The organism is Candidatus Nitrosopumilus sp. bin_32a, from assembly GCF_054095935.1.
Genome location: NZ_JBSWSN010000006.1, coordinates 101819 through 128069 on the forward strand (window position 1 = coordinate 101819; position 26251 = coordinate 128069).

Here is a 26251-nt window from a genome sequence, read left to right on the forward strand (position 1 = left end):
TGAAACCTTGTTGGTTTGACTGGTATGAAAGTTTTCTAGTTTTCATACCTATCTGCGTCCATTTCCATCCCCAAAATGGTAGGTGAATCCCCGTGGGCCATTCCACAAAAACCAATTAGGGAATTATCTGATCAGTTCAAGTCTCTAAATTGAAACTAGATCTATTAGTAACTCACATCGAACCTGAATGGTTTTGACAGGGTACTAATGTGATTAATTGAATCCTGCAAGGAACTAATTCTTTTCCCAAAAATGGTTTAGGCCTCTATGGATTCTCTCTTTTCTTTTTATTTTGTAAAATTTGCTTCCCTGTGGGATTGACACTCTTTTACCAATGCCCCATCATGATCCTTTATTTTACATCCACAGGAGAAGATTATGTGCATTCTGATTTAGTTTCTTGAAAAATATGATAAAAAATCCCTCCTAATGATTTACAATGACGTATGAAAAATATTTTATTTCTGATTTCTATATAGATTATGAAATTTTTGTAAGTTACAGAAAATTATTGCACATTTGTTTTATCCAATTTTGTTTTACTGTGGTCAATGACTGCTACAGCCTTCCTTGAGCATGACAATTACTCATTTTCAAAAATCTTATTGTCAAAAGAGATAGCGGACATCATAAAACAGGTTGTTCGAGATACTAGTACGATTCATCTAAAATGCAATGATGGGGAGAATTTCAAAGGAAAATAATGTCTGACACTATCCAATTACAGTGTAGTCCAAACTGCTGGTGTAAGAAAGAAAAATCTGATGAATATCTTTGTTCATAAATTTATGATAAATTAGTGGATTCTAAAATAATTCTATTTTTTATGCCTATCTGCATCCGTTTTTATCCTTCGAAATGGTTTAAGCCTTAACGGATTCATCCTGCGTTCATTTTCTATATAGTATATGGAACTAACATAATCTATGCCTAGTATTTGTAAATAGAATTTTCAAAACAACTCAGTTAATGAAGACAAAAACATCGTTACTGATTTTATTGACTGCACTTGGAGCGATCATTACTCCTCTGTATGCAGACGCAGCAACAACACCTGACATCCCTGATCCAAACAAAGAATTTACTTTGACAGGAGCAGGTGCAACATTCCCATTCCCTCTCATTGATTTGTGGAGAGTTGAATACAACAAGGTCTATGACAATGTCAACCTCAACTATCAATCAATTGGAAGTGGTGGTGGAATCAAACAACATATCGAAAAAACTGTAAATTTTGCAGCATCTGACAAACCTATGAGTGAAGCAGAAAGAGATTTGGCTTCTGGAACATTACACATACCTGAATCTATTGGGGGTGTAGTTGTAGTGTATAACATTCCTGAAGTTCCAAACACAGGATTAAAGTTAACTGCTGATACAGTTGCAGGAATCTTTTTGGGAGAAATCACAAAATGGAATGATCCTATGATTGTTGCAGAAAATCCAGGATTGAATTTGCCTGACAAAGCAATTGTTACAGCACACAGATCAGACGGCTCTGGAACTACTTTTATCTTTACGGATTATCTTTCAGTAGTTAGTCCAACATGGGATGAACTAGTGGGTAAAGGAAAATCTGTTCCATGGCCTTTAGGCTTGGCTGCTGCAGGCAATGAAGGTGTCGCAACAATTGTAAAATCTACAGAATATTCAGTCGGCTATGTTGAACTTGCTTATGCGTTTCAAACAGGAATGACTTATGCATCAATTCAAAATGCTGAGAAATCTGCATTTGTTGAACCCTCTCTAGACAGCATCTCTGCTGCATCTAGTGGTGTTGCTGATAGTTTACCTGCCGCAAAAGATAGTTGGGTAGGTGTATCACTTGTAAATGCACCCGGATCTAATTCATATCCTATTGCAAGTTTCACATACTTGCTAGTATATGATGATTTGAAACCAGTAACCAAAAACAAAGAACAAGCAAAAGCTGTAATCCATTTAATTAATTGGATGATTACTGATGGTCAAGAATATTCATCAAGTTTGTTGTATGTTCCACTAGCTGACAAAGTAACAAAACTTGGACAGCAAGGACTGAAACAAATAACATATGATGGAGAAATTCTTTGGGATGAAAATGCATCTCCAAAATCAGAAGTCACACAAGAGATTAATCAACAAACTGAAATGACAGCATCTGATGAGAAGGAAGGTGGCGGTTGTTTAATTGCAACTGCAACATATGGCTCAGAGATGGCACCTCAAGTTCAGTTGTTAAGAGAAATTCGAGATAATCAACTAATGAATAGTGCTCCAGGAATGTCTTTCATGACTGGATTCAATCAATTGTATTATTCATTCTCACCTCAAATAGCTGATATGGAAAGAGCAAACCCTGCATTCAAAGAAATGGTAAAAATTGGAATTACTCCGTTACTGTCATCTTTGTCTATAATGGAATATGCAGAGTCTGACTCTGAAGTATTAGGATATGGTGTGAGTGTAATCCTGATGAATCTTGGAATGTATGTGGGAGCACCAGCAATGATGTTCTATGGATTAACTAAAAAATACCGCGGATAAATTATCCAAAGTTTATTTTTTTATTTTTTTTTTAAGATTCTTCAATGACGCTTTGCACAGTTTCATCTATTGCAATCTCAGATATGTCTCTTGAATATTCTGCTGTTCTTCTAATGTCTTCTAAAATTAATTTTATTATTGCAGTATTGTCATGAGGTTTGAGCGAATCCATTAGTTTTTTTTCTTTTTCAATTACTTTGGTTACACTTGTTGCGACGTTTTCTGCCATTATGTAATCTTTTTTAGACAGTGCATCAATTGAATTTTCAAAAACAACAAGTGATTCTTTGCTAATTTGTTCTATTTCTTTTAGAATTTTTTTATCTATTGGAGATTTCAGATATTTTATCTTCTTTGCAATTAGTCCTGCATGATCTGCAATTCTTTCAACACATTTTACCACTGTTCTGTATCCTAGACAATCTGATGGTTTTTCAAGGCCAGAATCTATTAAAACTTGAATATTTTCTAAGGCTAAGTTTAGATTTCTAAGCAAATAAAGGCTGAATCTATCTACCTCATCATCCATTTTGATTATTTCTTCTGCATGCTGTGAATCTGTTTCACTTAGTGCTTCAATGGCCTCTTCATGCATATTTTTGGCCGTCGTGTACATTCTTTTTAATGCGACACTAAATGATAATTGTGAAAGTTGAGTTAGGACTTGTAATGTAATTTTCTCCGAACTGGATTCAATAATCTCAGTTCCCATTAATGTAGTTCTTACTAAATCTCTAATTGCACTTTTATGTATACTGGGAATTTCAATCCCCTTTGTTTTAATTTCAATAGTTTTGTATCCTGAAAGATACATTGCAATAATCTTCCTTCTTATCGATTCTTTTGAATCATTTTTTCCAATAGTTGCTTTGGCATTGTTTTTTTTGCTTTGTTCTTCTTGAAATAATGTAATTGAATCGTTACGATTTTTTAGCAGGGTAATTTCAGAATTTTTTTTAAGTTTTAATCCGTCTATCCATGTTTTTGGTATGGATACCGTGTATGTAGAACCTCCAGTTAATTGCAATCGTCTGATCTGTTTTATTTCTGACATGACTGTGCTTAATTTAATACTGAAATTAATCTAATATACCGCTTCTTAACATGATCTATATAGATCTAAATTTATCTCATATTCTACATAATTCATGATCCGTTTTTAGATAACATGTAATTCTGGTTGAATCTATGTGGAGAAAAAACCTGATGCATATCGAAAACAGAATATCCACTCTGATAAAATTTTCAAGTTAGCTGCCACAATTGCAGGATCATTTGTTTTAGTAATAATAGCTCTGATGATATTCCAGTTAATTTCTGAGTCTTATCCAATTTGGGAAGCTGAGGGTCTTGGATTTATCATTGGTACTGATTGGAATGCAGTTGAGGGAAGGGAATCGTTTGGAGCATTGCCTTACATTGCAGGCACGCTTGTCACTGCCGCTTTGGCAATGGCGATTGGGGTTCCTCTTAGTATCGGAATTGCAATGTTCATTTCAGACGCTCCTGCAAAAATTGGCGGTCCTTTAGGATTTCTAGTTGAACTTTTAGCTGCAGTTCCTAGTATAATTTATGGCCTCTGGGGCCTTTTAGTTTTTAGACTTTACTTTCAGGATTGGGTGGAGAAACCGTTACATAATTTGTTTGGCGATTCGATATTCTTATTTTCAGGAACTCCGTTTGGTCTTGACATCATTACAGCAAGTGTAATTTTAGCCATTATGATTATTCCGACAGTCTCATCAGTATCGCGTGAAATAATGAAAGCAGTTCCCCAACAACAAAGAGAGGCTGCATACATGTTAGGTGCAACAAAATGGGAAATGTTCAAGCTTGCAGTATTTCCATATTCTAAGACTGGATTGATTGGGGCTTCAATTCTGGGGCTTGGAAGAGCAGTTGGAGAAACAATGGCAGTTACAATGCTAATTGGAAATGCAACTGGCATCTCTGCATTCCCATCTTCATTCTTCAAACCAAGTCAAACGATGTCCAGTATTATTGCAAACGAGTTTGTTGAAGCATCTCCTGCATCGTTACATCTTCCAGCTTTAATTGGAGTTGCCTTGATTCTTTTACTCATTGCAATTGTAATTAATGTTGTAGCACATCTGCTAGTAACTAGGATGATGAAAGTAAAGGAAGGGGCAATTAACAATTGACTACTACTAACGAAAAAAGACAAGAGTACAGGGCATTATTCAAAAATAATGTGAAGAAGAGGTTACTTGTTGATAAAATAGTTCACATCATAATATTTGCATTTGTCATAATTGCAATCATTCCGCTTGGAAGCATACTTGTTGAAGTTTTCAAAAATGGTATTACTGCGATAAGTTACGAGTTCTTGACTGCAACTCCTGGTTCAATCGGTTCTGGTGAAGGGGGTATTGGTCCTGCAATCCAAGGCACTCTGATTATAATTGGACTTGCAAGTCTGATCGGTGTTCCTATCGGAGTCATGTCTGGAATATTTCTATCTGAATATGGCGATAATAGACTTGCAAGAAACGTTCGATTTTTCAATGATGTGTTTATGGAATTCCCATCCATAGTTCTTGGAATATTTGCATTTTTAGTAATTGTATTGATTCTCGGTCATTTTTCAGTGTGGGCAGGCGCGTTTGCACTGGCATTAATCATGTTTCCAATTGTTGCAAGAACCACTGAGGAATCTCTGAAAATGGTTCCTGTAACTTATCGTGAAGCAGGAACTGCTTTGGGTTTGAAAAAATGGGTTATTACTTTTAAAATCGTTATTTCTGCTGCAAAAGGCGGCATGATTACAGGAATTTTATTGGCAGTTTCAAGAATAGGTGGAGAAACTGCTCCTTTGATAATGACTATTCTTGGCAGTAGTCAATTCTTCAGCAGTATGGATGTTCCAATGGATGCATTACCTCTGAGAATTTGGAGGCTGTCTTTGCTACCCTATGAGAGTTCACAGTTGCAGGGTTGGGGGGCTGCTTTAGTTTTGATATTTGTCATTATAGGGATCAATTTGGCTGTTCGATACTATTTTGGAAATGGAAATGGAATGATAAGGAAATTAATTAAACAGGGGGGATTAGTTAAAAAATGACTATGAGTACACCTGAACAAAAAATTACTAATTCAATTGATTCACAAATTCCTGATACTACATCCCATGTAGAAAAAAAATTCAAAATGATTGCAGAAAATGTTTCTATTTATTATGGTGATACAATGGGTGTGAAAAATGTCACAATGAAATTTCCAGAAAAATCTGTCACTGCTTTAATTGGACCTTCTGGGTGTGGAAAGACTACTTTCCTTAGATGTCTTAACAGAATGCATGACATGACAAAAAATGCTAAAGTTGAAGGCAAGGTGATGATTGATGACATTGATCTCTATGATAAATCAATAGATCCAATTTATCATAGAAGAAAAGTTGGAATGGTTTTTCAAAAACCAAACCCATTTCCAACAATGTCAATTTATGATAACGTTACTGCTGGTCTAAAATTAAATGGAGTAAAAGACAAGAGAATTTTGGATGAAATTGTAGAGGACACGCTCAAAATGGCATATCTTTGGGATGAGGTAAAAAATGATTTGAAAAAATCTGCAATTGAATTATCTGGTGGTCAACAACAAAGGCTTTGTATTGCAAGAGCATTAGCGATTCAGCCTGAGGTTTTACTGATGGATGAGCCTGCATCTGCATTAGATCCTATTGCAACACAAAAAATTGAAGAAACGATTACAGAACTAAAAAAAGACTATACAATAATCATAGTAACTCATAACATGCAACAAGCAGTCAGAGTTTCAGATTATACCGGATTTATGTATCTTGGAGAATTAATAGAGTTTAGAGAAACAAAGAAACTATTTACTGATCCAAAAAATGATTTGACGGCAAAATATGTTCAGGGGCAATTTGGATAATGACTAGACTAATCGATCCATCACTTGAAAGATTGAGCGCGATAATGTCCCAGATGGGGGATATGGCAAGCGAGTGTGTTTCACTAGCTGTTGATTCATACCTTGAGGGAAAAAATACCACTGACCAAGTTTACGAACTATCTGATTCCATTCGTAACAAGTATTTTGAAGTTGAAGATTTGATTTTTGATATGTTGCTAAAGTATCAACCAGTTGCAGATGATTTCAGACTGATTCGTTCTTCAACTGAGATATCTTATGCATTTTCAAGATTTGGAAGATATGCTTATGATATAACCCAGGTAAGAGATCTGTTTGGAGATATTTCTGAATGTACTAATGAATCTCTAATTGAAATCACAAAAAAAGTAAAACACATGATAAAAGAGGCCGTCCTATCTTTTGCAGAATTAGACGTTAGAAGAGCTGTAAAAATACAAGAAGACGAAGCATTCATAGATAAAATCTACAACGAACGATTGCCACAACTGATAAAATCTAATAATACCAAATGTGCTCTAGCTGAAGCCTTGCTCTTACGCTATCTTGAAAGAATTGGGGATCATGCAGTCTTCATGAGCGATGCCATCAACTATATCGTTACAGGAAAACACAAACCAAGCGAGAAGAGAATTGCAGATCATACTAAATCTTCTTAGTCAGGACAGTTACTCAAGAAAATCCTAGTTTAATCCTGCAAGGGTACAGGGTCTAATTTTATCTATCATGAGTAAAAGATACAAAAAATAAAAAATTATGGTGAAAAACCTGAACCGCTGACGTTTCTATCCCATGCGTCTACCATCGGATTTTGTTAGTTTAACACTCCTTACTTATGTTTATAAATAAATCATAATTTTTTATCCAGAATATGTGTAAAAATTATTGCAATCTCCACATTCAGCTAATGTCTACTGCACATCTGTTTGGACCAATCTCCAAGTCTGGAATTTCTGAATGAATCAGTTCAGTTTCTCCCTTGTTGATGGATATTATTTTTTTATAATTCATTGGCCTTGGAACCGTAATCGAAACTACCTTGCTAACAAACTCTTGTTTTGATAAATCAAGCCAAGGCAGTTTTTTTGATTTTTCTATTGTAGAATAAAATGCACCGTTTATTGATTCTGCATTTTCTCCATGATGTGTTGGAAATACCGTGGTGCTTTGTGGAAGGGATAGTATTTTGTCATGTAACGAATTGTATATCTCTGCAGCAAATTTGCTTGCCTGATCTCTTAAATCCGGCCTTCCGATAGACTCAACAAACAAAATATCCCCAGTGAAAATATATTTTTCATCGATGATATAGCTTAGGCTTCCTGGCGTGTGGCCCGGGGTATGGATTACTCTGATCTTTGTCTTTCCAAAAGATATCTCATTAGAATCTTCCAGAAAATTTGCATCAATGTCATATGTTTCATCTTTTGAAAGATATAATTCTGCATTTTCTGCTTTAGCCAGTTCTCTTGCAGATGAGACATGATCCGCATGCTGATGCGTATCGAGGATTTTACTAATTCTGAATCCCTGTTGTTTTGCAATGTCTGAATACTTTTCAAAAGGATACAACGGATCAATTACAACTGCTTCTCCATCTGACTCAACAATGTGGGAGAGACATCCCTTCCCAACTTTTTGTATCTGTATTATTTTTACTGGTTTTTCTATGACGGTTATGGGTTTGAGAACTTGGTTCCATCCTGCAAGACCTCCTTCCAAAGTTTGAGAATCAATCCCTGCCCGTGCCAGTGCAAAATTTGCAATCATTGCACGATTACCGTGGGGGCATATGGTTACAATCTCTTTGTCTAGGGGTATTTTTTGCACAGTTTCTGCATTGAAAAGTTCATCCAATGGAATGTTTACACTTCCAGGTATTCTATAATCAGAAAATTCATCCTTATTTCGGACATCTAACAAAAACACGTCTTTCAGTTTTTTAACAAGTTCATATGGCAAAATTGTTCTTCCTGTCTGAGTTTTTGAGACTTTGCCATCCCAAGAAGAAAACCCTCCTTCTAAATAATGTGCATCAAGACCAAAGGAAACCATCATCTCAGCCGTTTCTTTGGCAAAGTTTTCAGGCTCTGAAATAAGTACAATTTTGATATTTTTTGGAATTTTTGGCATTATCTTTTCCTTGGCATGAGTATCACATACAGCATGAACTGAACCGTCCACGTGTGATTTCTCAAAACCCTCTTTAGGTCTTAAATCAAACAAAAGTAATGGTTTTTGCCGTATCAAATCTTGATTTAGTTGCCTAGATGATATTCCTAGTTTGATGGCATGTTCCATGTGTAATCAACCATTGCATGATAAATAAAATATCCCAACACCATTCTCAAATTTGAAACTACGTTTAATCAAATTTACTTATACATGTTAATATTTGAAATTACGTTAGATTGGTTATGATAAAAAATATTCTGGTTCCTTATGATTTTACAAATTTTGGAGATTTAGCATTTAATGAAGCATTAGAAATTGCAAAAAAATTTGATTCAAAAGTAACACTGTTGACTGTCATTGGAAGTGACATTGACACGTCTGGAATGTCTTGGTCACGTGCTGAGGAAGTACATACTGAAGCAGAAAACAAAGCAAAGGAAAACCTGGGAAAGATACAAAATTCAAACATTGTGGGAAATATTCCGATTTCAGTTGAAATAAAACACAACCCTTCTACCGCAGACGGCATTCTTTCTTTTGCTGAAAACAATAAGACTGATTTGATTGTTATGGGGTCTCATGGCAGATCAGGTTTTAAAAAACTGGTTCTTGGAAGTGTTGCATCAGAGGTTGTGACAAAGTCAAGTTGCAGAGTTTTGATCATAAAACCGCCAAAAAAATACAATTAATTCCAAATTTAACCAAATATGGAAGTCTTGATTTTTAAAAATTAGTTTGTATCAAAATAAAAAAAGAAAAAGTTTATTGTCCACACGTGCAACCCATACCGCAAGTACAGGTTCCATCTGCTGAACAATTACAATCTTCTGCGCTACATGCACATCCTTCACCACATGAACAGGTTCCATCCTCAGAACAATTACATTCACTAGTTCCATGCATCATTTTGTATTCATCTGCCCCACTACTCATTGTTGCAATAGAGTATGTAATCGCAAATGGATCTTCGCTGAACGTATGAACAGCTAGTGCATTGCCTGTAAACATCCATGTTCCCATCTTGTCTTCAGGATTAACCAGTGTCAGTGCAAACTTGGTATCGCCATCTGGAGTCCAAATGGTCTGTCCCATGTCTTCACCTTCAGCTAGTGGTCCGTGTAATGCAACAAGTTGAACATTTTCAGATGCAGAATAAGTTAACAATCCCGCGTATGAATTGTCTCTTGGAGGTAACAATACTGCTAGTTGATGTTGCTCATGACCCATTCCAGGATCTGTTGCAGATTGCATTGTTCCCGAAATTGCCTTCATGATATGGCCACTAGTTTTGTGTCCTGCCATTTCATGCATTCCAGTTCCACATGCACATCCTTCACCACAAGTACAGGTTCCGTCTGCTGAACAGTTGCAGTTTTCTGTATCGCATGCACATCCTTCACCACATGAACATGTTCCATCCTCAGAACAATTACATTCACTGGTTCCATGCATTCCAGTTCCACAGGTACAATTTGGTCCACACATACATGCTCCTTCTTCACCAGAACAGGTACAGGTTCCATCTTCTGCACAGTTACAATCACTGGCACATTGACATGCTCCAGAGATATCTGAATGATCAGATACCGTTGCATAGTTTACTGTGTATGTAATCGCAAATGGATCTTCGCTGAACGTATGAACAGCTAGTGCATTGCCTGTAAACATCCATGTTCCCATCTTGTCTTCAGGATTAACCAGTGTCAGTGCAAACTTGGTATCGCCATCTGGAGTCCAAATGGTCTGTCCCATGTCTTCACCTTCAGCTAGTGGTCCGTGTAATGCAACAAGTTGAACATTTTCAGATGCAGAATAAGTTAACAATCCCGCGTATGAATTGTCTCTTGGAGGTAACAATACTGCTAGTTGATGTTGCTCATGACCCATTCCAGGATCTGTTGCAGATTGCATTGTTCCCGAAATTGCCTTCATGATATGGCCACTAGTTTTGTGTCCTGCCATTTCATGCATTCCAGTTCCACATGCACATCCTTCACCACAAGTACAGGTTCCGTCTGCTGAACAGTTGCAGTTTTCTGTATCGCATGCACATCCTTCACCACATGAACATGTTCCATCCTCAGAACAATTACATTCACTGGTTCCATGCATTCCAGTTCCACAGGTACAATTTGGTCCACACATACATGCTCCTTCTTCACCAGAACAGGTACAGGTTCCATCTTCTGCACAGTTACAATCTCCTGTGCATTGACAGATTTCACCATGTGCTCTTTTCTCATGAACTGTTTCAGGAGATAATGGCAATCCTTTTTGTTCCATACTATATTTTGGAATTACAACAGATGGTGTTTGTTGCTGTTCATATGCAGCTTTGCCACCTGGAATTTCAGAACATAGCTGTAATCCACAGATATCAGTACTAGAACCAAATTTTGAGGTTCCAACACCTTGACCTTTTAACGCATCAGCGTATTGGATTTCAGAAGTTGCTATCGTTGCTGTCAGTAAAATTGCTGTCGCAAATAATACTGAAAGAATATTTTTCATTGCAAAAAAATGGGATTTATGTTATAAAAAGTCAAAGTTTAATGTCATGCTTGAATATCTGATTGGCATATATAACAAATTCCAAGATTAAAAATTATGGTTTTACTTTAAAAGAAGTTTTGCAGCAATTAATTTCAGGAAAATCATGCAAAAACTACTTTTTATTTTAATTATTTCAATTATTTTTATTTCTATTACAACGTATGCAGATGCACAACAAATTCCAGATTGGGTTAAAAACAGTGCAAAATGGTGGTCATTAACACAAATTTCTGATCATGAATTTACTAGAGGATTGGAATTCCTAATCCATGAGGAAATTATACAAATTCCAAAAAATATCCAATCAAAAGGACAAGATGAACAAGGAATTCCTTCATGGCTAAGAAATAATGCCGGTTGGTGGTCTCAGGGATTGATCTCTGATGAGGAATTCCTAAGATCTATTCAATATTTGATTAATGTTGGAATAGTATCTGTTAATTTTGATTCTGATAAAACAATACAATCCAATCTTATGATTGGCAGTTTTGATATTTCAAAAGCAGGCCCAATTGAAGGAGACAAAGATGCGTCAATGACAATAATCATGTTTAGTGATTACCAGTGTGAACGATGTGCAAAATGGTTCTTACATGAAAAGCAAGAGGTTACTGAAAAATACATCAAAACTGGCAAAGTAAACTTCGTTGTATTGGATTATCCTATGTTAGGGGATGATTCAGTCTCAGCTGCTGAGGCAAATTATTGTGCACATGATCAAGGCAAATATTTTGAGTATCATAATTACTTGTATACAAAACACAGAGGAGTTCAAAATGGATGGGCAAATCAAGAATCTTTAGTAAAATATTCTGATGACTTGGGAATGGATTCAGAACAATTTGATAACTGTTTGTTGTGGGATAGGCACTCACTTAGAGTGGCACATAACAAGATGGTCGGTGCATCACATGGTGTTGTTAGTACGCCTATCTTTTTCATTGTGAATCATGATGGAAATTTTGAAAGAATTACTGGTTCACAACCACCTGTAATATTTGATAGAGTAATCAAGGGGTTTGGATAATTGCAAATTATTTCAAAACAAATACTTGCATTTAGACTGGTTTTTTCAAATGTATGGTATGTTGGATTGTTTTGTGTATTTTTTGTAGGATTGTTTTTACCACTCGTAATTGTAACAGAATTTCTTTTCTTTGAGCCTTACCTTGTATTTTATGTTCCAGACTATATGATGGACAATTTTATTTTCATTGTGATTGTTTCTGCGTTAACTGGACTGGTTCTAAGTATGTCAATTTACAGAATTCGTTTTCTACAATCTAGTACAAAGAAGCTAAGATCAGGTTTGCTAGGCTCAGTTATTGGAGCAGGAGCAGGAGCATGTTGCGGTGGAATTGGGGTTGCATTGATATCTATTTTTGGAGCAGTTGGTGGAGCTGCTACATCTATCTTAACAAATTTTGAGATTCCATTAAGGATGATATCTGTTGGAATTTTGGGATTTACCTATTACATGATTGTTCGAGATTTGAACAGAGAATGCAAAGTTAATTTTGAATAGTATCTCCTACTGTTTTTATTGTCTTTATCTTTTATTCATGTGATGCCTATTTTCTTGGACATGCATGCTTTAGGTGATTATACTCGAGAACAATTAATTGCAGGATGTTGATATTCAGCAGGACCGATATTTGCTGCATGGTACATCCTTGGATGACAGGTTCTGTTTCAGTGAAATAGCATCATCAGAATAAGATGTGACCGCATATTGATTATCTAAAATGAGATTATTCCGACAATTACACTTACACCATTAGGTCTTATTGGATTCAAAGTGGTTTTCATTATTGAAAATCATGGATTTATTTTAAATTCACATACTACTGAAAAAGATGTTTGAAAATAATCATTCCAATTTTACTAATTGCATTAGTGATAATTCCGACATATGCAGTATTTGCAGAATCCGCATACGACATCAATATTCCGTCTGGCTCTGCAGACAAAAACGCCCCCTTTCATTGGTCAAGTGAAAAAGACGGAGACACTTCTGGATTCATAGAAATCATAGTAGGCGATACCATTTTCTGGAAAAATGCAGATACTGTTTCTCATACTGTAACCTCGGGCAATCCTCAAGCAGGTCTAGATGGCATTTTTGATAGTAAAATAATTGAATCAGGAAAATTTTTCAAGAAAACATTTGATGAAATTGGTGAATTTGAATACTATTGTACAATCCACCCCTGGAGGACAGGGCTAGTAAGTGTAGTTAGTGGTTTTAGTATGTTATCCGATGTTGGAATTGATGCCGGAGATGGCATGACTTTGTTTGACGTAGAATACAAATTCAACAGAGTGGTTAATGAAGCAAGTGTTATTGAAGAATCAAAATCAATTTTGCTGAAATTAAAGGGTAATACTATCAATGATGACAATACACTGACATTGTTGCTTCCTACGGAGTTGATCAGTGGAATTAATTCTATCTCAATTGATGGAAAAAAGACAGGAAAATTTTCTCAGGAGTTTAATGACGGCATGGTTACATTAGAAGTTAAAGAAATTCCTCCAAAAGCAAAAACGATAATAATTACAGGAGCGGCAATAGTCCCAGAATTTGGAACAATTGCAGCTATGATTCTTGCTGTAGCAATTCTAAGCCTCATAGCAGTAACTGCGAAATCTAGAATCATTTCAAAATTAAATTAAATGTCTCTGGTCTGTTCATTAGTGTTTTAAATAATTTTTGTAACTTTAACATTCTCACAAGTGGTATTTTATGAGATATGTATATAACAAAAAAACTATTGCTTGTTGATGAAACGTAAGAGACAACCAAAAATTTTATTCGATATACCTGTAGATTTAAAATCAATTATCAAGCGACCCATCTCGATCCCTCCTAATACCAGCATATTAGATGCAAGGGATATTTTGATTCGACATCAAATTGGAAGACTGGTAATTGAATTTAATAAAAAACCTGTAGGCATCATCACTGAGAAAGATATCGCAAGAAGCATTTCAGTGTTTAGTGGAAAACCAATTGCAAAAATCCTTGTTATGGATGTAATGGCAAAAGATCTGATTACTGTACAACCTAACAATTCCATTTATGATTGTGCAAAATTGATGAAAAAACACGAAATTAGTTCAGTAGTTGTAAAAAATCCTCAAGGAAAACTGGTTGGCATAGTGACAAAAACTGACCTTGTTTCGACTTTTCTTATGATAAGCACTGCATCACTACCAATATCAAAAATCATGACAAAAAAAGTAATTACCGTATCCCCAAATGATTCTATTTTTGAAGTTGAAAGTATTCTTCTAAATAATAAAATCAGGAGAGTGGTTGTATCAAAAAACAATATTGCAGTAGGAATTATCACTTATCGAGATTTTATTCCTGCAAAGACTTTTGATTTATACAAAGAGTTTACTGATCCTGAAGAAAGAACTGAAATATCGTGGAGTCCAAAACTTAATGAATTTAATGTTAATAATCTGAGTTACTTGCTTACATTTTTAGCAAAAGATATCATGACAAAAGAGCCGCATTTTATTTCTCCAAACGATACTGCGTATATGGCTGCAATTTTGATGATAAGACATGGAATTAGTGGTCTTCCTGTAGTTCAAGGAAAAAAACTGGTTGGCATAGTAACGAAATCCGACATTGTCAATGTTATAGCATCTCATGGGAAAGTCTAAGATTCATGAATAGAGATAACAGTAATTACAAAATCTATAAGAATAATATCAAAATACGCTTTTCAAATTTGGTTTTCTAATTGGAATTTATTTTTTAAAATGATTGATACATTAATTCAAATTTACACTGCATGTTTGTATGATTTTTAAAAATATTTTTGTATCTTATTGCTGAATAAACTATTTCCATGGATTGATTCTTCATCCATTATTTCTACCCCTTTAGATATTTTATCCTGAAATTACAACCAAAGTATTTAATTCTGATTTGAAGAGAATTCTTTTTCCATTTGATATAATTTATCAATTCTTTTGTAGGTCAATGGATGTGTTCTAAAAATTTCGCCAAACTTGCTGAAACTATTTTTCCTTTCCCAATCCATTGCCTTTTTTACTTCGCTTTCTGAAATGTTTTGATCTTCATAGTATGAAGAAAATTTCATCACTTCATAACTTGACGCAATAGGGTCTACTGCATAAAACGAGCGTAATGTAGAGTTCTTTGCTTGCTGTTTTTGCAAACTCAAACCGTACGTAATCTTTGCCAAAGCATTTGCAAGTATGGATGGTTTGACCTGTCTTCCTGCAAAGTTATCTGCATAAAATTCTCTAAGACGTGAAAAATATAGTATGAGAAGATTTGTTATAAAATAAACTGCAAATGCGCCAACTCCAATTAAAATTGAAGCTCCTCCCTGATTCCTTGATCTTCCACCAAATATAGTAGACAATGCAATAAAATATGCAATAGTTGGAATCACAGAAATTATAGTCATGACAACCATGTCGTTGTGTTTGATGTGACCAATTTCATGAGCTATGACTCCTCTTACTTCATCTTTTGTCAATGTGTTAAGAAGTCCACGAGTGAGGGTCAATGTTGCAGACTTGCTTGTTCTGCCAAACACAAATGCATTAGGCATACTAGTATTTGCTATTGTGATTTTTGGAATTTTCACATTATTTTTGATACATATTTCATGAGCTGTTTCTTCTATCCATGGAAATTCTTCTTTGTTTAATGGGCCCATGTTTGTACTCCACCTGACTATTGATGGCCCTATTGACCATTGGAACAAACCCAATGCCACTGCCATTACAACTGTAGCAAAAATTCCAAGATCAAAATAGAAACTCAAACCAGCAAGTAATGCAAAAAGCAATCCAAAAACCAGAACCATTGTAAGGCTCATAGAAACGACAAGTTGTTTAATCATGAATTCATCGTTTTATGTTTAGATATAATTGTTAAATCTAATATTGCCAATTTGAAAATTATGTCTCTAAGTAAATTCACGTGAAGGCAGACCTGTCATTTGGATGGATTGAACACTATCCATCATGAATCACATTGCCATCTTTTAACTAGAAAATAAAATCATGCATACTATTCCAATTACGTTTAACTAAATTCATTTATACATGTTAATATTTGAAATTACGTTAGATTGGTTATGATAAAAAATATTCTGGTTCCTTATGATTTTACAAATTTTGGAGATTTAGCATTTAATGAAGCATTGGAAATTGCAAAAAAATTTGATTCAAAAGTAACACTGTTGACTGTCATTGGAAGTGACATTGACACGTCTGGAATGTCTTGGGCACGTGCTCAAGAAGCCCATGATGAGGCAGAAAACAAAGCAAAGGAAAACCTGGGAAAGATACAAAATTCCAACATTGTGGAAAATATTCCAATTTCAGTTGAAATAAAACACAACCCTTCTACCGCAGACGGCATTATTTCTTTTGCTGAAAACAATAAGACCGATTTGATTGTTATGGGTTCTCATGGCAGATCAGGTTTTAAAAAACTGGTTCTTGGAAGTGTCGCATCAGAAGTTGTAACAAAATCACACTGCAGAGTTTTGATAGTAAAACCACTCAAATGAGATAAATTATAAATCGATTAAAAGTAAACTTGTTTAAAAAAATCTGCATCAATATTCGTGATATGTAATTTTCATTCTTAAAATCATTGCAACAAATTTATTATTTTTAGATTAGAATTTTTGTTGATACAAGTATTGTAAATACTGTAATCAACCCAATTGCCATCATATTGAGAACCATGCCATGTTTTACCATTGCCTTGACTGGAATCTGTGCTTTTTCATAAATTAGTGCATTTGGCGGTGTTCCCATGGGCAATAGAAATGCAAACGAGGTTGCAACAGTTATTGCAAACAAAACAGGCAGTGGAGTCCAGTTATTTAGCATGGCCATTGTTCCAACTATTGGAATGAAAATTGCAGCAGTGGCCGTATTTGATTTGACATTTGTTAGAAACATAATCATTGCAACTAGTACAAGAATTACTAACTCAAACGGATAGTCTCCTACAAATGAAAGAGCATGAGCAATCCAATTTGCCAATCCTGAATCTACAAATGCTAAAGATAATGCAAATCCTCCACCAAGTAAGAATAATAGTCCATATGGAAGCCTTTCAATTCCTGCCCAATTCATTAAACTTTCAGAGCGAGTTTTTGGTAAAACAAAGAGGGAAATACCGCCCAAAATGGCAATTACTGAATTTGTAATAAAAGAACTCTCAGGTTGCCATAAAGGCATAGTAAACATCAAAACCATTACTCCCAATAATACTGCCAGCACTGTTTTTTGCTCCATTGTAGTTTTTCCAATTTTAGATTTTTCTAAAAGTAGGGTTTTTTTAATTTCAGATGTCGTTTCAAAATTACTTTTTCCTATTTGTCTGGTCATGTATAGTCCACAAAGAACCAGCATTGAGACGGAAAGCGGAACACCAAGCATGGACCATTCTGCAAATGTGACTTTGTGTGCAAACATCTCCATCACTGTTGCAGCATAAAGCAAATTTGGCGGCGCACCGATCAAAGTTGCTACACTGCCAATTGATGATGAATATGCAATGGATAGCATGAAAATTACTTTGAATTTTGTTGTGACATAATTTGTTTTAGACAATGCTGCTAGAATCACTCCTGCAATTGGAAGTAATATCAAAACTACCGTAGTGCTCATAACTACAGTAGAGAGTAATGCTGTTGTAATCATAAATCCCCACACAATTTTCTTTGGGGAGTACCCGAACACTGATATTAATTCAAACGCAATTTTTTTATGCAGTCCTGATTTTTCAATTGCCAGTGCTATCATGAACATCCCAAGCAATAAGACAATTATTGGGTGCATGTATTCTGCCGCAATCTCTTTTAATGGCAATATTCCAAGTGTTGGAATTAATCCCATTGGCAGTAATGCAGTTGCATAAATTGGGATAGCTTCTGTAATCCACCACACAATCATCCATACTGAAATTGCAAAAACTCCTTTTGCAGTATCTGACATTCCATCTGGTGTGGGCATGAATACAATTAGAAAAAACAGTACAGGTCCTAGAACTAGCCCAAATTTTCTGAGATTAAACTTCATTTTGTTCAATCATTTTTTAGAAAAGATGGATTTGAGGATATCTGTGGATATCATATTTTTGATATATATCATTAAAAATACTACAAGATACACTGAATTCTCTATGTTATTTGCCTCTGTTTTCTATTAAAAATCATGTAAAATAATGCTCCCGCAGAGATTATTCCTAATCCTACCAACATTACTTCCATTTCAAATTGGATTGCCATGTAAACAGTCACTCCAAATCCAAATAGAGGTAGGATTGGAAATTTTCCTATGTTGACTGGAACTCTAAAAGATCTTTCCAAGATGGGTTCTGTATATCGTAATACAATCACAGACAAATTTATCATGGCAAATGTTATCACCACTGCAAAAACCGTGATATTAGCCACAATAACAATATCTCCAATTAGTGTAAATGCTGCAGATGTGATTAAAATCCCGATAACCGCTATCCAAGGTGTTTTTGTTTTTGAATGAATTTTACCTAACGATAAAGGAAGTGATTTGTTATATGCCATTCCATATAGAATCCTAGATCCTGCTATCAGTGTGATGAGAACCGTACTTGCAGTAGCAAAAAGTGCAATTGCTGATAGTATTATACTGCCTTCAACTCCTAATGATCTTTCAGCTACTGCTGCAAGAGGAGCTGCTGATTGTCCCAACTCTTCCCAGTTTATGACACGAACAACTGACAATGAAACTAGAATATAGATTACCCCTGTAATTATAACTGATAGAATAATTGCACGAGGCAGTGTTTTTCTAGGTTTTTTTACTTCTTCTGCAATATTTGCCATATCCTCAAATCCAATAAATGCAAAAAATATCAAAACAAACGCAAGAACTATCCCTACAGTTCCATTAGGCATCTCAAAATAATCAATAGATTCTGTAGTTTCAAACGTCATTCCTAAAAATATTATCAGTATCAAGCCTCCTGCAGTAATAATTGCAAAAATGGTGTTAGCCCATGCCGATTCTTTTATTCCAATAAAATTCACAATTGACAAAACGACAATTAATAAAATTGCAGATATGGTTATTGGTAAATCAATAAACTGTGCAAAATATCCTCCAAATCCTAAAGATACCGTTGCTGCTGTAATCATTGAAGTAATTACAGTTAACCATCCAATGATAAATGCCAGAAAATTATTTTTGAAAGCATGTTTTACAAAAGTATATTCTGCAGCTGCCTTTGGAAATAATGCCGTAAGTTCAGCATAGCTTAGTCCTGCAAACATTGCAACTATTGTTCCAAGCAAAAAAGAGATCCAGACTGAATTTCCTGCAAATGCTGTGGCCTCTCCAATTAATACATAAATCCCAGCACCAAGTATGAGTCCAACACCATACATTGTGAGATGAAAAAGCCCCATGTGTTGCTTTAATTCAGACATGGTATTTTGATAGGATTAAACTATTTTTTATTTGTTTTATTTTCTAATACATGAATGAGATCTTTTAGATTTCTTCTTGGTTTTGGCAGTTTTTGCAGTGTAGGATAACCAATGCAAAGAATAGATGATGGAATTAACTTTGTACCAATTATCTTCGATACTTTTTCTTCATCAATCATTCCAATCCAAATAGAGCTTAGACCTAATGCAGTGGCTGCTAATTGTGAATAAGCTGCAGCAAGTGTTGCATCTTGGATTGCAAATTTTGTCAGTGTTTTTTTTGGAAAATTGAGTTTGACTCTGGAGGGATTTTTACAATAAACTAAAACTAGTGGTGCGTTAACGTATGGCTGGTTGTTAGCTGCCTTTACTAGTTTTTCTTTCATCTTGGTATCTTTTACATAGAATATCTCAAAACCTTGAAAATTTCCAGCAGTGGGGGCAGTATCAGCGGCTGCTAAAATTTTTTCAACTTTCCATTCTTCAATATCTTTAGGATCAAATTTTCTAGTTGATCTCCTTTTTGTCATAACTCCGAAGATATCAGTATCTAGTTTTTCTGCCTTTTCTTTTGAGTGATCCCCCAGTATAATTTGGAGTAAATCATTGCGTGTGGTAGAATCCTCTGGAGTATCATGTGGTGGTGAATAACCTATTGGATAAATCTTATCGCCTTTTTTTGACACGAGTCCCATGTTATTATTTCTAAAATATACTTATCTGAATTTTTAAATCCAGGTATGTCGGATAATTTATTATCCAAATAGATTATTTCAAACGTTTGTAGATTTCTTTAAATTCCATTGCAATATTGTATGAGATGTTTAGTGTATGTGCTAACTTGTTCATTGAAGTCATGCCATTTCCAATCTGTTTTAGAAGGGTCAGAGCTTTTTGGGGAGAAGTTGCAGACTGTGGTTTTTGACCAGTCCATGTTTTAAAAGAGTCACTTAGATCCAAACAAAAATTCAAAATAAACTCCTTCCAGTTTGGCATTTCATTTAGATTTTTTTTACCTAGACACACCTGTGACAATTCTCGAAATTCATTCTCTCTGTCTATGTATAGCATTTTGAGGGCTTTGTGGATTTTTTCTTCAGTGTATTCTGGTTGATTTAGCATATACATTCCTTCAATGACCATGATCTTTGATTCTCATATTGCTAATTAAACTAATTTCGTATTCTCATCTGTGAAAATTGTCTGTTTATCTAACTGCAACTCGTTTTTTAGTAGTTTTACGTGCTGATCTGTCAACTTTTTCAGTTTTGGTTTATCTGTAGATATACTCGCACCTTTTTTCTGCCCTGCACGTCGTGCATTTTACAATGTTTTAAAATTATTAACTTTTTTTTGTGGAAAGAGGTAATTCAACTTGAAGATATGTATGGGGGAATTGCAACAACCAATTTTTCTTGTTTTGTATCTTGAGTAAAAAGTTCCAAGTATCCATGATGTTATAATTACGTAGATGTCCTAAAATACTGAATATTATAACAGGTCTTGTCGTAGACCTCTATGATTGAAAAAAAGATAAAATTTTTGCTAGTTGTTTTAGGTGTTTCAATAACTGTTTCCTTCCTTTCATGGTCTGGAATTGTATCATTTGCAGATGTGGACAAAGATGGAATTGCAGATTCATTTGATAATTGCCCGAATCTCTCAAATTCAATTCAATCTGATTTTGACGGTGATAAAATAGGTGATGGTTGTGATATTGATGATGATAATGACAATGTTGTAGATGGTATGGATGCTTTTGATGATGACCCTGCAGAATCACTTGATTCTGACGGTGATGGTGCGGGAGATAATTCCGACATTGATGACGATAATGATGGGGTGTCTGATTCTCTTGACCAGTTTGATACTGATCCTGCCGATTGGGCGGATTTTGACTTTGATGGGATGGGCTCAAACCAAGACCTTGATGACGATAATGACGGAATTTTGGATACTGAGGATTCTGTTCCTGTGTTGTCCTCAGAGGCTCTGGCTACAAAATATCTGCGAGATATTCACACGTGTGCAGACATGGATGAGGGAACACTACGTCTGATTTGCTATTCTGAATTTTTTGGTAATCTTGCAAAAAATGAGAAAAACAATGCTGATGCACTTGAATTGTCCATAGCGTTATCCAAGATGGGTACCATAGATGACTGCCATTTTGTATCTCATGAGATTGGCCATGTGGCTTTTGAAGAAACAGAAGATGTATCAAAAAGTCTTCATGGGATGGATGGCACTATGTGCAGAGGTGGATACTTCCATGGGGTTCTTGCATCGTACTTCCATAACATTGGTGAATCAGACAAACCGTTCCCAGACACATACAAAACAATTTGCAATGATTTGATTGGTTCTTCCAACTATCAGGATTGCGTTCACGGGTTAGGTCACGGTTTTGTTCATTACTTTGGTGATGATTTGGATTCTTCATTGGACTCTTGTCACGAGTTATCGCTATATCAAAACATATTGTGTGTCAAAGGTGTAATGATGCAGTATACGGATAATGTTCTAACTAGAGACGGAATATCTGAAGAAACTATTTCAAATCTTTGCAGTTCAGAACATCTAGAAAAAAATGATTATTTGGAATGTAGCATGTCTACTGGAACAACCCTTGCATTTTTTGCCGACCATGATTTGCAAAAAGGTCAAGAACTCTGCAACATGATTTCAGATAATGTCTCACGGAATTATTGTATAGATGGGTTAAGACTGGAAATACAGGATTCAGAAAAATACGAGTCATCCCCACTTACTGAAGATGTCAGGGAAAAATTCCAACCACAATGGGTCGGTAATCGCATAATAGATATTAGAACCCCTTCAACAATTTCAAACTTCAATTACGAGTCCGAAACTGGCATGATCCTATTTTCTTTTGATAAGCCACAGTATGTCGTCCTCTTTATTCCAAATGATCTTCTTCTGCCTAAGAGTTATGCTGTATCTGTTAACGGAGTTCTAATCAATGATCTCGTGGTAGAATCTGATTTCATGGGGGAAGATGTAACAATGTTACAGTTTGTCCCAAACCATTCAGGCACGGTTATGATATCTCCTGTTCCTTGATTGAAATAAAGACTAATTGTCATTTTAAAAATGCCTAATTTTTGGTAAACAGTATTTTGCGTGCAAGCCTAACTTATTTACAAATTTTCTATGTCAATTAAAGTGACAGGACATGTAACATTTTCAACAACTTTTCTTGAAACGCTACCCAGTGTCATTAGTTTTTTCAATCCTTTCAACTTTCTTCGTTTGGACATTACAATAAGATCTACATTTTCTTTTTCAACAATATCTAAAATAACCTCAGCTGCATCACCAATAGTTACTTTAACTTCTGACTTGATCCCTTTTTCTTTGCATTCTTGGGCATGTTTTTCCATTTTGTGTTCCATGTCTTTTCTAATTTCCTCATTTGCGTCATTAATGCTATTTAGCAAATGCTCACGTTCAGATGAGGATAATGCAAATGAGGGAGGAGTTTGAATTGCTTCTACAATATGCAAAATAATTATTTTAGATGAATCTCTTGCAGCAAAAATTGCATGCTTTAATGCCTCATCACCTGCAGGAGTACCTGCATGTGGAACGAGAATTGTTTTATACATTCTTGAACATCCTGTTTCTGGGTAATTAAACGTAGTATGTTATTTTTAGATTAGAAATTTACCAGATACAAATATTGTAAAATCTGAAATTAATCCAAATACTCTTTTTTCATAAGATTTTCTGAAGTCGTTTTATTGTTTCTGTTCTTTTGTGGAACTGGCTTTTTTTGATTAGTCATATTACTTCAAATGTCCTGAAGTATTGTTTGTATTCTATGAATAATATTATCAGGATCTCCAGAATTATCCAAAGTAACTATGAGAAGCATTTCTTCGCCAAAGGGAAAAATAATCTTATCAAGTTGTCGTATACCTGTAGTGTACAGTTTGCATTCCGGATTTTTGTTATGGTGATGGGGGCGAGTCTTGTCTCTTATTTGCCGTAAACTGTTTGGAGCACGGTGCTGTCTTCAATAACTTCCTGCGTGAATTGCACATTCACAGATACTTTGTTACCAAAATCAATATTTACATTATCAAACAGAGATTTGTATTTCTCAACTTTTCTTCTGTTTTCTGTCAGATCATATCCCGTTTTTACCAACAACCCTTGTTCGATTAGAGAATTGATTTTTCTGTATCCTGATGTCTTTGGAATGTCTAGTCTTTCTAGAATCTCTGAAATGGTCCAGGGCTCCCCGATAGACGCATTGAGAATTTTTGACATTTCATCATCGCTGAATGCTTTTAGAATTGATTGACTGAGTTCAGGATCAGATATTGTGAACCTGTTTTCAGACTTGTCTTTTTTAGATTTAATGGTACAAATCCCCTCTAGGAATTTCTTTTCTAAACCTTCTGCACCTGCTCCAAAAAACTCTCTTAAAACAGAATCTAATTTCTGAAAATCATTCATGGATTCTGTAATTGATATGCCGTATTTTTCAAATAATCTGTTTTGAATGCTATGGTATGTCGTATCCCCCAAATGCACACAGATCATCTTTTGAAGTGATGATGCAAAAAAAGTATCAATGTCACTCATTATTTTCATCTCTTAATACTTTCATATTACTTTTCATGCAGAACATGGTTATTTTTGCAGTCAATCCTGCACAATCTCCGATAATTTACGAATGTCGCTGGTGTCGTTTTGTACGACCAACTCCAGTGCCCTTTGCATTTCATCTTGGTATGACTGGGTATTATTTTTGGTATTGATTATCTTGCACTCTTCTATGATAGGCAACTGCTTGAGGTTTCTATATTGTGGGTAGATTACTGTACACGTGTACGAATTGATATCATCTTTGAACTTGTATTGAATTTTAAATGGCGCAACAGAATGATTCTCCTCTAGAAAAACATCTGCTATGATCTGTTTTATTTTATGGGTGTCAAATGGTTTGTTGATTATTGGCACATGCAGCAAATCAAAAAGATCAGAATCGCCAGCATTTGGATTTCCTGTAACTACCACTAGTTTGGCATCGGGATTCAAGTCCTTGATGGTCTCAACTACGTAAACCCCATCATATTCTGGCATTTGCAAGTCCGTAAAAACAACATCTGGATTGTGTTTTTTATAAAGCAGAGCTGCATCCTTGCCACTGTTAGCAGTTGCAAGGACATTTACGCTAATCACGTCCAATAATTCACAAAACACATCGACAATATCTTGATCATCATCTATGACAATGCAGTTTGTCATGCTAGACATTCCTCAAATTCATATTATATTTTCATCATACTTTGTATTATTATGTTATAGTATTAATTCCCGTTTTTGGGACTTTGCATACCATGTATGTCTGTCAGTTGAATTACATTCTGATAAATGTCATGGCATCACAGAATTTTCATTGGAGTATTCATTTGACGAAAATCCGTTCCAAGACTCTGAGGTGTCAGCATCGATAAAAGAGATTGTTTCATGCAAAAAATGCCTTGCAAATGACACTCTTTGCTGGTTTCATACAGAGTCATTAAAGGAAAGCATTGTCACCGATGTTCAAAATTGGATTAATGATAGCAAAGCAATTCAAAAAAAAGAAGTTTTTAAAAATTCTTTACCTGACAGTTTTATCTCAGAAGAGTAAAACTCCATTGCGTTTGTGAACTATTTGTTTGATGCTTTTCTTTTGTATCTCTGAAAAAACTTATTTTCTAGTTGTTTGTATAGTTAATATTCTAAAAGAGAAAAATTATGACGACTGAAATGAACCCAAGCACACAAGCAAAATATTCGGGAGCCCTTCGAGCCCATTATTTCCATTAGTTTTAAAATGAGCGAATTAAAAATTATCTGGCTGCAATGAAGAATCAGAGTTATATCTGAATTGATGATTGGAAGGCATTTGACTGAGCTGCCATTATTCATGTGTTAATTTGATTTTTTACTCTCTCTAGGATACTTGCATCAATTAGATTTTGTTCAAACAAAGCTTCTGTAATTTGCAGTATGTTTAGAATTGAGTGCATTTTTACTCCTAGTTCTAATAATGCTTCATCCGCTCCCTCCATTCTGTTAACAATGACATATGCATCTTTTACTGAAATGTTTACTTCTTTCAAAGATTTTATTGCGTTAACTACAGAGCCACCCGTGGTGGCAACATCATCAATCATTACAACTTTCATGCCATCATGAATTTTCCCTTCTACAGATTTTGATGTTCCGTAATCTTTTGGCTTGCTTCTAACATAGATTAGGGGTTTGACAGTTTCAATTGCTAATGCTGATGCAATTACTAAACCTCCTGTAGGGACTGAAACAATTGCATCAAAGTTATCTAATCCAATATCTTCTCCAATTTCATTTTCAAGAAATTTTACCATTTTTCTAAATTCAATAGGATAGCTTGGAACTAATCTCAAATCAACATAATACGAACTGTGCTTTCCACTTGCAAGTGTAAAGTCACCGAACTTTATTATGCCATTTTGATGCAAAAAGGTTGCAAACTCTTTCACAAATTCCATACAAAAATTAACTACACTTGATTTATTTTGTTTTGTATTATGTAA

Annotated in this window: 25 protein-coding genes; 13 read left to right on the plus strand and 12 right to left on the minus strand. The window is 35.1% G+C overall.

Going from position 1 to position 26251, the window contains the following annotated elements; genetic code table 11:
- Positions 1-969: 969 nt before the first annotated feature.
- Entirely contained in the window at positions 970-2526 is a 1557-nt protein-coding gene (gene pstS, locus ACW9XH_RS08105) for a phosphate ABC transporter substrate-binding protein PstS (RefSeq protein ID WP_457760153.1), read from the plus strand.
- Between the two features lie 31 nt (positions 2527-2557).
- On the opposite strand, the gene ACW9XH_RS08110 is transcribed toward pstS, so the two are convergent.
- Positions 2558-3580 (minus strand): PhoU domain-containing protein, encoded by a 1023-nt coding sequence (locus ACW9XH_RS08110; protein WP_457760154.1) that lies wholly within the window; start codon positions 3578-3580, stop codon positions 2558-2560.
- A 136-nt stretch (positions 3581-3716) separates the two neighbouring features.
- On the opposite strand from ACW9XH_RS08110, the gene pstC reads away from it, so the two are divergent.
- Genes pstC through ACW9XH_RS08130 form a run of 4 tightly spaced genes read left to right on the plus strand, consistent with a single transcriptional unit; the run spans position 3717 to position 7100 of the window.
- Complete coding sequence (pstC, locus tag ACW9XH_RS08115) at positions 3717-4688, plus strand: phosphate ABC transporter permease subunit PstC (protein ID WP_457760155.1); 972 nt, start codon at positions 3717-3719, stop codon at positions 4686-4688.
- Entirely contained in the window at positions 4685-5608 is a 924-nt protein-coding gene (pstA, locus tag ACW9XH_RS08120; protein WP_457760156.1) for a phosphate ABC transporter permease PstA, read from the plus strand. The genes pstC and pstA overlap by 4 nt, the downstream gene beginning before the upstream one ends.
- Positions 5605-6441 carry a phosphate ABC transporter ATP-binding protein PstB gene (gene pstB / locus ACW9XH_RS08125; protein WP_457760157.1) on the plus strand — a complete coding sequence of 279 codons (837 nt, stop codon included), beginning with the start codon at positions 5605-5607 and terminating at the stop codon, positions 6439-6441. The genes pstA and pstB overlap by 4 nt, the downstream gene beginning before the upstream one ends.
- Positions 6441-7100, plus strand: coding sequence for a phosphate signaling complex PhoU family protein (locus ACW9XH_RS08130; RefSeq protein ID WP_457760158.1), 660 nt, complete (start codon positions 6441-6443; stop codon positions 7098-7100). Before pstB ends, ACW9XH_RS08130 begins: the two co-directional genes overlap by 1 nt.
- A gap of 241 nt (positions 7101-7341) precedes the next feature.
- Here the strand turns inward: ACW9XH_RS08130 and ACW9XH_RS08135 are convergent, their stop codons facing one another.
- The gene (locus tag ACW9XH_RS08135) at positions 7342-8742 is read right to left on the minus strand and encodes an MBL fold metallo-hydrolase (protein ID WP_457760159.1); all 1401 of its coding nucleotides are present in this window, start codon (positions 8740-8742) and stop codon (positions 7342-7344) included.
- A gap of 116 nt (positions 8743-8858) precedes the next feature.
- Between ACW9XH_RS08135 and ACW9XH_RS08140 the strand changes: the two genes are divergently transcribed.
- On the plus strand, positions 8859-9305 hold the full coding sequence (locus ACW9XH_RS08140) for a universal stress protein (protein WP_457760160.1): 447 nt from the start codon (positions 8859-8861) through the stop codon (positions 9303-9305).
- A gap of 73 nt (positions 9306-9378) precedes the next feature.
- Here ACW9XH_RS08140 and ACW9XH_RS08145 read toward each other — a convergent pair whose 3' ends face one another.
- The gene (locus ACW9XH_RS08145; protein ID WP_457760161.1) at positions 9379-11127 is read right to left on the minus strand and encodes a hypothetical protein; all 1749 of its coding nucleotides are present in this window, start codon (positions 11125-11127) and stop codon (positions 9379-9381) included.
- 145 nt (positions 11128-11272) lie between these two features.
- On the opposite strand from ACW9XH_RS08145, the gene ACW9XH_RS08150 reads away from it, so the two are divergent.
- The 4 genes from ACW9XH_RS08150 to ACW9XH_RS08165 all read left to right on the plus strand — a co-directional run bounded on the left by ACW9XH_RS08150 (position 11273) and on the right by ACW9XH_RS08165 (position 14847).
- A complete protein-coding gene (locus ACW9XH_RS08150) occupies positions 11273-12196 on the plus strand; it encodes a DsbA family protein (RefSeq protein WP_457760162.1) in 924 nt (307 codons plus the stop codon).
- Positions 12197-12694: a hypothetical protein gene (locus ACW9XH_RS08155; RefSeq protein WP_457760163.1), complete on the plus strand. Its 498-nt coding sequence runs from the start codon at positions 12197-12199 to the stop codon at positions 12692-12694.
- Between the two features lie 335 nt (positions 12695-13029).
- Complete coding sequence (locus ACW9XH_RS08160; protein ID WP_457760164.1) at positions 13030-13845, plus strand: PEFG-CTERM sorting domain-containing protein; 816 nt, start codon at positions 13030-13032, stop codon at positions 13843-13845.
- A gap of 108 nt (positions 13846-13953) precedes the next feature.
- The gene (locus tag ACW9XH_RS08165) at positions 13954-14847 is read left to right on the plus strand and encodes a CBS domain-containing protein (RefSeq protein WP_457760165.1); all 894 of its coding nucleotides are present in this window, start codon (positions 13954-13956) and stop codon (positions 14845-14847) included.
- 257 nt (positions 14848-15104) lie between these two features.
- On the opposite strand, the gene ACW9XH_RS08170 is transcribed toward ACW9XH_RS08165, so the two are convergent.
- Complete coding sequence (locus tag ACW9XH_RS08170; RefSeq protein ID WP_457760166.1) at positions 15105-16064, minus strand: zinc metalloprotease HtpX; 960 nt, start codon at positions 16062-16064, stop codon at positions 15105-15107.
- A gap of 237 nt (positions 16065-16301) precedes the next feature.
- Here ACW9XH_RS08170 and ACW9XH_RS08175 point away from each other — a divergent pair, with 237 nt between their 5' ends.
- Positions 16302-16739 carry a universal stress protein gene (locus ACW9XH_RS08175; protein ID WP_457760167.1) on the plus strand — a complete coding sequence of 146 codons (438 nt, stop codon included), beginning with the start codon at positions 16302-16304 and terminating at the stop codon, positions 16737-16739.
- Positions 16740-16845: 106 nt separating this feature from the next.
- On the opposite strand, the gene ACW9XH_RS08180 is transcribed toward ACW9XH_RS08175, so the two are convergent.
- From ACW9XH_RS08180 to ACW9XH_RS08195, 4 genes are all read right to left on the minus strand, one after another.
- Positions 16846-18264: an SLC13 family permease gene (locus tag ACW9XH_RS08180; protein ID WP_457760168.1), complete on the minus strand. Its 1419-nt coding sequence runs from the start codon at positions 18262-18264 to the stop codon at positions 16846-16848.
- Positions 18265-18365: 101 nt separating this feature from the next.
- Complete coding sequence (locus tag ACW9XH_RS08185; protein ID WP_457760169.1) at positions 18366-19655, minus strand: APC family permease; 1290 nt, start codon at positions 19653-19655, stop codon at positions 18366-18368.
- A 20-nt stretch (positions 19656-19675) separates the two neighbouring features.
- Complete coding sequence (locus ACW9XH_RS08190) at positions 19676-20341, minus strand: nitroreductase family protein (RefSeq protein WP_457760170.1); 666 nt, start codon at positions 20339-20341, stop codon at positions 19676-19678.
- A gap of 82 nt (positions 20342-20423) precedes the next feature.
- A complete protein-coding gene (locus ACW9XH_RS08195) occupies positions 20424-20798 on the minus strand; it encodes a hypothetical protein (RefSeq protein WP_457760171.1) in 375 nt (124 codons plus the stop codon).
- A 375-nt stretch (positions 20799-21173) separates the two neighbouring features.
- On the opposite strand from ACW9XH_RS08195, the gene ACW9XH_RS08200 reads away from it, so the two are divergent.
- Positions 21174-22739, plus strand: a complete 1566-nt coding sequence (locus tag ACW9XH_RS08200; RefSeq protein WP_457760172.1) for a thrombospondin type 3 repeat-containing protein — start codon at positions 21174-21176, stop codon at positions 22737-22739.
- A gap of 77 nt (positions 22740-22816) precedes the next feature.
- On the opposite strand, the gene ACW9XH_RS08205 is transcribed toward ACW9XH_RS08200, so the two are convergent.
- The 3 genes from ACW9XH_RS08205 to ACW9XH_RS08215 all read right to left on the minus strand — a co-directional run bounded on the left by ACW9XH_RS08205 (position 22817) and on the right by ACW9XH_RS08215 (position 24935).
- Positions 22817-23284, minus strand: a complete 468-nt coding sequence (locus tag ACW9XH_RS08205) for a universal stress protein (protein WP_457760173.1) — start codon at positions 23282-23284, stop codon at positions 22817-22819.
- A 373-nt stretch (positions 23285-23657) separates the two neighbouring features.
- Positions 23658-24269: a winged helix-turn-helix domain-containing protein gene (locus tag ACW9XH_RS08210; protein ID WP_457760174.1), complete on the minus strand. Its 612-nt coding sequence runs from the start codon at positions 24267-24269 to the stop codon at positions 23658-23660.
- 60 nt (positions 24270-24329) lie between these two features.
- Positions 24330-24935 carry a response regulator transcription factor gene (locus ACW9XH_RS08215; RefSeq protein ID WP_457760175.1) on the minus strand — a complete coding sequence of 202 codons (606 nt, stop codon included), beginning with the start codon at positions 24933-24935 and terminating at the stop codon, positions 24330-24332.
- Between ACW9XH_RS08215 and ACW9XH_RS08220 the strand changes: the two genes are divergently transcribed.
- On the plus strand, positions 24934-25323 hold the full coding sequence (locus ACW9XH_RS08220) for a hypothetical protein (RefSeq protein WP_457760176.1): 390 nt from the start codon (positions 24934-24936) through the stop codon (positions 25321-25323). The genes ACW9XH_RS08215 and ACW9XH_RS08220 overlap by 2 nt on opposite strands.
- A 277-nt stretch (positions 25324-25600) precedes the next feature.
- Here the strand turns inward: ACW9XH_RS08220 and pyrE are convergent, their stop codons facing one another.
- Positions 25601-26206, minus strand: coding sequence for an orotate phosphoribosyltransferase (pyrE, locus tag ACW9XH_RS08225; protein ID WP_457760177.1), 606 nt, complete (start codon positions 26204-26206; stop codon positions 25601-25603).
- Positions 26207-26251 lie beyond the last annotated feature (45 nt).

What these genes read in the sequence shown, in the direction of transcription:
- pstS (WP_457760153.1), top strand. Translation starts at nt 970, where the DNA reads ATGAAGACAAAAACATCGTTACTGATTTTATTGACTGCACTTGGAGCG.
- ACW9XH_RS08110 (WP_457760154.1), bottom strand. Translation starts at nt 3,580, where the DNA reads ATGTCAGAAATAAAACAGATCAGACGATTGCAATTAACTGGAGGTTCT.
- pstB (WP_457760157.1), top strand. Translation starts at nt 5,605, where the DNA reads ATGACTATGAGTACACCTGAACAAAAAATTACTAATTCAATTGATTCA.
- ACW9XH_RS08130 (WP_457760158.1), top strand. Translation starts at nt 6,441, where the DNA reads ATGACTAGACTAATCGATCCATCACTTGAAAGATTGAGCGCGATAATG.
- ACW9XH_RS08135 (WP_457760159.1), bottom strand. Translation starts at nt 8,742, where the DNA reads ATGGAACATGCCATCAAACTAGGAATATCATCTAGGCAACTAAATCAA.
- ACW9XH_RS08140 (WP_457760160.1), top strand. Translation starts at nt 8,859, where the DNA reads ATGATAAAAAATATTCTGGTTCCTTATGATTTTACAAATTTTGGAGAT.
- ACW9XH_RS08145 (WP_457760161.1), bottom strand. Translation starts at nt 11,127, where the DNA reads ATGAAAAATATTCTTTCAGTATTATTTGCGACAGCAATTTTACTGACA.
- ACW9XH_RS08150 (WP_457760162.1), top strand. Translation starts at nt 11,273, where the DNA reads ATGCAAAAACTACTTTTTATTTTAATTATTTCAATTATTTTTATTTCT.
- ACW9XH_RS08165 (WP_457760165.1), top strand. Translation starts at nt 13,954, where the DNA reads ATGAAACGTAAGAGACAACCAAAAATTTTATTCGATATACCTGTAGAT.
- ACW9XH_RS08170 (WP_457760166.1), bottom strand. Translation starts at nt 16,064, where the DNA reads ATGATTAAACAACTTGTCGTTTCTATGAGCCTTACAATGGTTCTGGTT.
- ACW9XH_RS08175 (WP_457760167.1), top strand. Translation starts at nt 16,302, where the DNA reads ATGATAAAAAATATTCTGGTTCCTTATGATTTTACAAATTTTGGAGAT.
- ACW9XH_RS08180 (WP_457760168.1), bottom strand. Translation starts at nt 18,264, where the DNA reads ATGAAGTTTAATCTCAGAAAATTTGGGCTAGTTCTAGGACCTGTACTG.
- ACW9XH_RS08185 (WP_457760169.1), bottom strand. Translation starts at nt 19,655, where the DNA reads ATGTCTGAATTAAAGCAACACATGGGGCTTTTTCATCTCACAATGTAT.
- ACW9XH_RS08195 (WP_457760171.1), bottom strand. Translation starts at nt 20,798, where the DNA reads ATGGTCATTGAAGGAATGTATATGCTAAATCAACCAGAATACACTGAA.
- ACW9XH_RS08200 (WP_457760172.1), top strand. Translation starts at nt 21,174, where the DNA reads ATGATTGAAAAAAAGATAAAATTTTTGCTAGTTGTTTTAGGTGTTTCA.
- ACW9XH_RS08205 (WP_457760173.1), bottom strand. Translation starts at nt 23,284, where the DNA reads ATGTATAAAACAATTCTCGTTCCACATGCAGGTACTCCTGCAGGTGAT.
- ACW9XH_RS08210 (WP_457760174.1), bottom strand. Translation starts at nt 24,269, where the DNA reads ATGAGTGACATTGATACTTTTTTTGCATCATCACTTCAAAAGATGATC.
- ACW9XH_RS08220 (WP_457760176.1), top strand. Translation starts at nt 24,934, where the DNA reads ATGCTAGACATTCCTCAAATTCATATTATATTTTCATCATACTTTGTA.
- ACW9XH_RS08215 (WP_457760175.1), bottom strand. Translation starts at nt 24,935, where the DNA reads ATGACAAACTGCATTGTCATAGATGATGATCAAGATATTGTCGATGTG.
- pyrE (WP_457760177.1), bottom strand. Translation starts at nt 26,206, where the DNA reads ATGGAATTTGTGAAAGAGTTTGCAACCTTTTTGCATCAAAATGGCATA.